Here is an 8011-nt window from a genome sequence, read left to right on the forward strand (position 1 = left end):
CATCCGCGCCGACGGCAGCGACGGCAACGGCGGCAAGGTCGTGCTGTGGTCCGACGGGGCGACCAGCGTACACGGCACCGTCTCCGCACGCGGCAGCGTGGCCGGCGGCGCGATCGAGACGTCGGGCCACGTTCTCGACGTCGACGGTATCGCGGTCGACGCGGCGGGCCGCAAAGGCCGGAACGGCACGTGGCTGCTCGACCCGTACGACATCGAAGTCGTGGCCGGCGGCACGGCGGGGACGGACGACGTGATGCCGGCGGCCGGCGACACCGCGGCCGGCATCACGCGCGTCGCGCCGGCCACGCTGACGGCGGCCGGCACCGACGTCGTCCTGCAGGCCCAGCACGATCTCACCGTCACCGACGCGTTGGACGTGGCCGGCAGCGTGCGCGCGCACGCGGGGAACGACATCCGCATCGATGCGCAGGTGAGCGCCGGCGGCGATCTCCATTTCGCTGCGGGGAATGCGTTCACGCTGGGCGCGAACGGCACGCTCAAGACCGGCAACCACATCGACGTCAGCGCCAACCAGATGACGTTCGCCGGGAACATCGCCGGTACGGACCGGCTGCCGACCTTGGCGCTCGTGTCGGCCGAACCGGGCCGGCCCATCAGCATCGGTGCTGCAATGGCCGGCACCAAAGCGCCCGCTCCGGACCCGGCGGCGCAGACGCGTACCGGCACGGCAACGGCCGGCGCCGACACGCTCGCGATGGACACGGCCGCGCCGAAGGGAACCGGCACGGCAACGGGTCGGACGGATACGCTCGCGCTGGACACGGCCGCGCCGAAGGGAACCGGCACGACAACGGCCAGCACCGACACGCTCGCGCTGGACACGGCGGCGCAGACGCGTACCGGCACGGCAACCGGCGGCACCGAAGCGCTCGTGCTGGACGCGGCCGCGCTGAAGCGCCTGAGCACGAATCTCTCCGAGATCAAGGTGGGCAACGGCGGGCATACGGCCCCCGTGACGGTCGACGGCGTGCTGAACCTGGCGTCCTCCCTCGTGCTGGAAAATGCCGGCGACATCCGCGTGCGTGCGCCCGTGGACCTGTCCGCGAACTCCGGCAGCCGCTTCGTCGCCAGCCAGTACGCCGTCGGCGGCCTGGTCGACATCGCCGCGCCGCTGACGGCGTCGACGTCCGTGCTGCTCCAGGGTGACCGCCTGGCGCTGGGCGCGACCGTGTCGGCCGCCAGCATCAGCCTGATGCCGAACAGCCCCGCCACCCATCTCACGGTCGGCGGCGATGCCCGTACGGACGGCTTCGTGCTCACCCAGGCCTCGCTCAACAACGTGAAGGCGAACGACGTGACCATCGGCGGGCTTGCGCGCGGCTTCGGTGGCATCGACGTGGCCGGCGCCGTCGCCCTCACGGGCAGCGGCGCGCCCGCGAAACTTACGCTGGACGCCGGCGCGGGAGAACTGGCGCTGAAGGCGCCCATGAAGGCCGGCACGGTGGTGCTGGCGTCGACCGCCGGCATCTACGAAACCGGCGACGGCACGGTCGACGCGGGCGCCGTGGCACTGCGCGGCGGCCAGGTCGTGCTGACGGGTGCCAACGCGATCGGCACACTGGCCGGCAACGTCGACGGCAACCTGTTCCAGGTGACGACGCGCGACGGCCTCTCCATCGGCACGGTCGATGGACTCAAGGGTGTCATGGCACCCAACGCCAGCCTGCAATTCATCAGCGGCGGTGCGCTGGCGCTCGACGCGGGCGTGTCCGCCGGCGCCAGTGCCACCGTGGACGCGGCGGGCATCGCGGGGACCGGGCTGCTGCAGGCCGGCACGCTGTCGCTCACGTCCAGCGCCGGCATCGGCACCACGACGAATCCACTGCAGACGCGCACCGGCGTGCTGCTGGCCTATAACCAGGGCACGGGCGACCGCCCGATCAACATTGCCAACAATGGTCCGCTTATGCTGGCACGTGCCGTGCAGGACGGCGACGGCAACGCCGGCGCGATCGCGATCGACAGCGTGGGTGGCATGACCGTGCCGGCCTACCAGGGCGGCGACGGCAGCGCCAGCGGTGAAGTGCGCACCAGCAGGGGCGACATCGACCTGACGACGCACAGCCCGCTCACGATCCAGGGCCGCGTGACGACGGCCAGCGGCAACGTGCGCCTGCTGGCCGACAATGGCGGCGCACTGACCGTCGAGGCGGGCGCGCGCGTGGCTTCGGGCAGCGGCAATGTCGTCATCACGGCTGGCACGACGCAGATCGCGGCCGACACGGTCGGCGTCGCCAGTCCGGATCGGCTGCGGGTGAACAACGGTAAGGACGGCATGCCGGATTCGACGCCGACCCCGACCCTGGACACCTGCCTCGCCAACCACGCGGCCCCCGGCTGCGCCCAGGTGCTGGCGGCCGCTTTCGGTGCATGCATGATCGATCCGTCCGGCCCGCGCTGCGGCGACGTGCTGCCCACGCTGACGCAATGCCAGGGCAACAGCGCTCTGGCCGGCTGCGACGTCGTGTTGCCGACGCTGGCCCAATGCATCGGCAGTCCGAGCCTGCAGGGCTGCGACGTGCGTCTGCCGAGTCTTGCGGCGTGTGCGGCGGCGGCGGCGACGGCGGGCTGCGAGGCCGTGCTGCCGACGGCGTCGTTCTGCAGCACGCATCCGGGCGACGCCAACTGCGTGACGTTCAGCGGCAGCGGCGGCACCGGCCAGGGCGGCCAGGGGACGCCGGTGGCCCAGTCGGTACAGACGACCGTCCAACTCATCAACACGGCCGTCCCCGCCGCCGCGACGCTCGTCGCGGGCGGCGGCGCGCCCAACGGCGACGGCGACGGCGCGGCCGTCAAGCCGGGCGAACGCCAGGCCGGCGAGGCGCAAGCGGAACACACTGGAGTCAAGAATGAAAAACCTGCGACCAAACTGTACTGCAATTGAGGCGCTGGCGTGGACGCTGGTCTGCGCCGTGCTGCTGCTGGCCGGCGGCGCGGCCTGGGCGGGCCAGGTCGTCGGCGTGGTGGCGCACCTGAGCGGCCCGCTGATGGACCGCAAGGCCGACGGTACCGTCAAGGTGCTGGCGCCCAAGTCCGAAGTCGAGAGCGGCGATACGCTCGTGTCGGAGAAGAACACCTATGCGCAGATCCGCTTCATCGACAACAGCGAGATCACGCTGCGTCCCGGCACCACGTTCAAGATCGAGAACTTTGCCTACGATGCGGAGAAACCGGACGGCGACAGCGCCGCGTTCAGCCTCGTGAAGGGCGGCCTGCGCTCGCTCACGGGCCTGCTGGGCAAGCGCAACAAGGAGAAGTTCCAGCTAAAGACGCCGACCGCCACGATCGGCATCCGTGGCACGACGTTCGTCGCCCAGTGGGTCGAGGTCCCGGCGCAGGAGCCGCGCCTCGACCCGGCCATGTCCGGGTCCGACCTTGCGCCCGGCTTGCACTTGGCCGTACTGGACGGGATGATCGTCGTGACGAACGCCGGCGGCGCCCAGAACTTCCCGGCCGGACAGTTCGGTTACGTGCCGGCCGTGAACCAGGCACCCGTCGTCGTCCCGCCGCATCCAGCCCTGCAATTCGTGCCGCCGCCATCGTTCGGCGGCGAAGGCGGCGGACCGCTCGCGTCCCAGGGTGCGGCGGCGCAGCATGGCGGCGTCGATTGCATCGTGCGTTAGCAGCGCGGAACGCGGCACGTAAAAAAAGCCTGCGTCCCTTCCGGGTACGCAGGCTTTTTTGTGCGGCCGTGGAACGTTACAGCACGTCGCTCGCGTGGTCCGCCAGGCGCGAACGTTCGCCGCGCGCCAGCGTGACGTGGCCGCTGTGGCCCCAGCCCTTGAAGCGGTCGACCACGTACGTGAGGCCGCTCGAGCCTTCGGTGAGGTAGGGCGTGTCGATCTGCGCGATGTTGCCGAGGCAGAGGATCTTCGTGCCCGGACCGGCGCGCGTGACGAGCGTCTTCATCTGCTTGGGCGTCAGGTTCTGCGCCTCGTCGATGATGAGGAACTTGTTCACGAACGTGCGGCCGCGCATGAAGTTCAGCGACTTGATCTTGATGCGCGAACGGATCAGGTCCTGCGTCGCCGCCCGGCCCCAGTCGCCCGCGTCGCCGTCGGACTTCATCAGCACTTCCAGGTTGTCGTCGAAGGCGCCCATCCACGGCGACATCTTTTCTTCTTCCGTGCCGGGCAGGAAGCCGATGTCTTCGCCGACGGGCACCGTCACGCGGGTGACGATGATCTCGTTGTAGAGCTTCGTCTCCAGCACCTGCGCGAGGCCGGCGGCCAGCGCCAGCAGCGTCTTGCCGGTGCCGGCCTGGCCCAGCAGGGTGACGAAGTCGATCTCGGGATTCATCAGGAGGTTCAGCGCGAAGTTCTGCTCGCGGTTGCGCGCCGTGATGCCCCACACGTTGTTCTTGTTGCTGGAATAGTCGCGCAAGGTCTGCAGCACGGCCGTCTTGCCGTTGATCTGCTTGACCTGGGCGTACAGCGGCGCCTCGCCGTTCTTCGGCTCGAGGTACACGAACTGGTTCACGAGCAGCGTGGGGATCAGCGGGCCGGTCACGCGGTAGAACGTCGACGAGTAGCCGCCCTTGATCTCCTGCCACGATTCCACGCCCTTGCCGTGCTTCGTCCAGAAGTCGTCCGGCAGCTGGACGATGCCGGCGTACAGCAGGTCGGTGTCTTCCAGCACGTGGTCGTTGAAATAGTCCTCGGCCGCGAGGCCCAGCGCGCGCGCCTTGATGCGCATGTTGATGTCCTTGGACACCAGCACGATCGCGCGGCCCGGCTGCTCGGCTTCCAGCGCGCGCACGACACCGAGGATCTGGTTGTCGGCCTTGCCGGACGGGAGACCCTCGGGCAGGGCGGCGCCGTTCAGCCGGGTCTGGAAGTGCAGGCGGCCCTTCGCATCCTTGTTGCCCAGCTTGGCCAGCGGGATGCCGGTCTCGATGGCGTCGTCGTCGACGTTGGCGATCAGCGCGTCCAGCGTGCGCGAGACCTGGCGCGCGTTGCGCGCGACTTCCGACATGCCCTTCTTGTGATTGTCGAGTTCTTCCAGCGTCATCATCGGCAGGTAGACGTCGTGCTCCTCGAAGCGGAACAGCGAGGTCGGGTCGTGCATCAGGACGTTGGTATCGAGTACGAACACCTTCGTGGCGCCCGACGTGTCGGCCTTGCGGCTGGCCTGCGACTTGACGTTGACCTCGACCGGCTTGTGCTTGGCCGGATGTGGTTCGTTCATGTCCGTTTCGCGCAGCTTGGCCGTCGCCGCCTCGGCCTCAGCCTTCAGCTTGCCACGTTTTGCGGGCTTTTCTTCGCGTGCGGGGGCCGGCAATGTGGCCGGTGCCTCGACAGCAGGCGCGCCTGCCGGAGCGTCCTCGCGCGCAGGCGCCTCGGCCAGCAGCGCGGCCTTCGACTTGCGCGGCTTCGCGGTCCTGGGGGCCGGCACGGCCGCGCCACTGATCAGGTCTTCGACCGGGTCGTTTTCCGCCTTCGCGGCTACGCGCACGGGCGACTTGCCCGGTTCGGCCCTGGGATAATCCTTGGCCAGCAGGATCGTTGCCGGCTTGGTGGGTATTTTAGGCAGTGGCATCAGGGTCTCAATCTAAAAAAAGTCGGAAAAACGCACCGCGCGGCACGCGCGCGCCGCCGGGCAGACAGATGCAACTGGGGGGAGCTGTGGAGGCGCCGGCCAGCCCGGACGGGGGCCCTGGCCGGCTGCCAGATCGGAATGATGCGGTGAGGTAGAACTGTGACTCAAAATAGGCGAACGCTCGGCAAAAGGTTTGTCGACTCCATCGCCAGCCCGCTCTTCAAGGCTGGCTCTTTGACCTTAAAAATTCCAGCACTTCCTGGACGTGATCAGGGACTTTCACGCCACGCCATTCTTTCACCAACCTGCCGTCAGCGTCAATGACAAATGTACTGCGCTCCACTCCCCGCACTTTCTTGCCATACATATTCTTCATCTTCATGACGTCGAACCGGGTGCACACGGCCTCGTCCGGATCGGAAATCAGCTCGAAGGGGAGGCCCAGCTTGGACTTGAAGTTTTCGTGCGAGCGCAGGGAATCGCGGCTGATGCCGTAGACGGCCGCGCCGAGCGCCGTGATCTCGTCGTGGTGGTCGCGGAAGTTCATGGCTTCCGTCGTGCAGCCGGGGGTATTGTCTTTGGGATAAAAGTACAGCACCGTGTACCGCGCCGGGCGGCCGGACAGCTCGAAGGTCTGGCCGCTGGTCATCGGTGCGCTGAAGTTGGCAATCACTTCGTTGGCCACGGGCGCGGCGGCGCCGGCGGCGGAATCGGGTGCTGCGGTTGGGCTTTCGGCCACGGGTTTCTCCTGTCTCGCGGCCTGGCACCGCGTGTTCACTTCATGGTATCGAGGATGATCAGTTCGCCTGACCGTCCCGGCAGTTCGCCCCACTGGACCGGATATTCCGGCAGTGGACTCGCTTTTATCTTCTCATAATAGTCCGCCATCGAGGCAAGTTGGTACCCTTGGGCTTTCCAGCCTGACAATAGCTGCTCGAATATGGGGGCGAGTTTCTGTCCTTCAAGCTCCGCGTGCAAGGTATACACGTGATCACGTTGCGGGTTCGCCGTCAGCTTGAGCAAATGGGCAGCGATATTGCCCTCGTCGATGACCGTGCCGTCGATCTCGCGGCCAAGCAGCTCGTCCAGCGTGGGAAGAGTGGTGGGCATCTGGATGTGCGACAGGCCCTGGTAGCGGTACGGGCCGGCGTCCGGGTCGGCCAGCGAGCCATCGGCGCGCAGCTGGGCGCGGCCGTCCGACGCATAGCGGTAGCCCACGGCGTCGTGGCGGGCGAAGGCATGCTGGTTCATCTGCCAGCCGGCCGCGCCGAATGTGTGCGGCGCCTCGCCGAACACCTGGGCGTAGCGCTGCTCGCTCTTTTTCATCGTACGGTCCGTCCAGGCGGCGTCGCGGCCGCGGACATTGTCCTGCCACCAGACGTGGTCCCACGTGTGGATGCCGCATTCGAAGCCGGCGTCGCGCACGGCGCGCATCTCGGCGGCGGTCTTCGCGCCGATGTCCGGGCCGGGCAGCAGCACGCCATACATCAGCGTCTTGAAGCCGTAGTGCTCCACGACCGAGGTGCGCGAGACTTTCTGGAAGAAGCCGGGGCGCAGCGCGCGCCGCATCGCCCAACCCGTGTGGTCGGGCCCCAGCGAGAACAGGAACGTCGCACCTGCCCCGTGGCTTTTCAGCATGCGCACGAGGTTGGGCACGCCTTCGCGCGTGCCGCGGTAGGTGTCGACGTCGATCTTGAGGACGAGCAGCGGTGCCAAGGCCGGTTCCTCAGTCGACGAGGGCCTGGGCCGCCGCGACCTGGCCGCGGTAGGCGTCGAAGATGTGGCGCAAGGCCTCAAGCATCGGCACCGAGGGGGCCCAGCCCAGGTCGTTCATGGTGTTCTCGATTTTCGGCACGCGGTTCTGCACGTCCTGGTAGCCCGCGCCGTAGTACGCGCCCGAGCTGGTCTCGACGATCTGCACCTTTTGCGCGCCGGCCATGTATTCCGGATATTCGGCGGCGAGCTTCAGCATCATGTCGGCCAGTTCGCGGATCGAATAATTATTCGTCGGGTTGCCGATGTTGTAGATCTGGCCGGTCGCCTTGCCGTCCTTGTTCTCGATGATCTTCATCAGCGCCGAGATGCCGTCGTCGATGTACGTGAAGGCGCGTTTCTGGTGGCCGCCGTCGACCAGCTGGATCGGTTCGCCGCGCACGATGTGCCCGAAGAATTGCGTCAGCACGCGCGAGGAACCTTCTTTCGGCGTGTGGATCGAATCCAGGCCGGCACCGATCCAGTTGAACGGACGGAACAGCGTGAAGTTCAGGCCTTCCATGCCGTAACCCCAGATCACGCGGTCCATCAGCTGCTTGGCGCAGGCGTAGATCCAGCGCGGCTTGTTGATCGGACCATAGACCAGTTCCGAGTTCTCCGGATCGAATTCGGCGTCGCGGCTCATGCCATAGACTTCCGACGTCGACGGGAAGATCAGGTGCTTCTTGTACTTGGCGGC

At 67.5% G+C, this 8011-nt stretch carries 6 protein-coding genes; 2 read left to right on the plus strand and 4 right to left on the minus strand.

What is annotated here, in order from left to right; all coding sequences use genetic code 11:
- Together AC1DYX_RS24935 and AC1DYX_RS24940 are read left to right on the plus strand one after the other, a co-directional pair.
- Positions 1-2905 (plus strand): beta strand repeat-containing protein (locus tag AC1DYX_RS24935; RefSeq protein ID WP_477263876.1); only part of this gene is annotated, 2905 nt, incomplete at its 5' end.
- Complete coding sequence (locus AC1DYX_RS24940; RefSeq protein WP_477263878.1) at positions 2871-3644, plus strand: FecR family protein; 774 nt, start codon at positions 2871-2873, stop codon at positions 3642-3644. The genes AC1DYX_RS24935 and AC1DYX_RS24940, both read left to right, overlap by 35 nt.
- Positions 3645-3720: 76 nt before the next feature.
- Here the strand turns inward: AC1DYX_RS24940 and AC1DYX_RS24945 are convergent, their stop codons facing one another.
- The 4 genes from AC1DYX_RS24945 to AC1DYX_RS24960 form a co-directional block, all read right to left on the minus strand.
- A complete protein-coding gene (locus tag AC1DYX_RS24945) occupies positions 3721-5559 on the minus strand; it encodes a PhoH family protein (protein WP_477263880.1) in 1839 nt (612 codons plus the stop codon).
- A 220-nt stretch (positions 5560-5779) separates the two neighbouring features.
- Positions 5780-6229 (minus strand): peroxiredoxin, encoded by a 450-nt coding sequence (locus AC1DYX_RS24950; RefSeq protein WP_477263886.1) that lies wholly within the window; start codon positions 6227-6229, stop codon positions 5780-5782.
- Between the two features lie 104 nt (positions 6230-6333).
- On the minus strand, positions 6334-7275 hold the full coding sequence (locus tag AC1DYX_RS24955) for a polysaccharide deacetylase family protein (protein ID WP_477263882.1): 942 nt from the start codon (positions 7273-7275) through the stop codon (positions 6334-6336).
- A 10-nt stretch (positions 7276-7285) separates the two neighbouring features.
- The coding region (locus AC1DYX_RS24960) for a bifunctional UDP-4-keto-pentose/UDP-xylose synthase (RefSeq protein ID WP_477263884.1) at positions 7286-8011 on the minus strand (726 nt) is incomplete at its 5' end.

The sequence above is a fragment of the Massilia sp. P2_C2 genome (assembly GCF_056404615.1).

Bases quoted from the DNA above. Each gene is read 5' to 3' on its own strand.
- AC1DYX_RS24940 (WP_477263878.1), top strand. From the start codon at position 2,871: ATGAAAAACCTGCGACCAAACTGTACTGCAATTGAGGCGCTGGCGTGG.
- AC1DYX_RS24945 (WP_477263880.1), bottom strand. From the start codon at position 5,559: ATGCCACTGCCTAAAATACCCACCAAGCCGGCAACGATCCTGCTGGCC.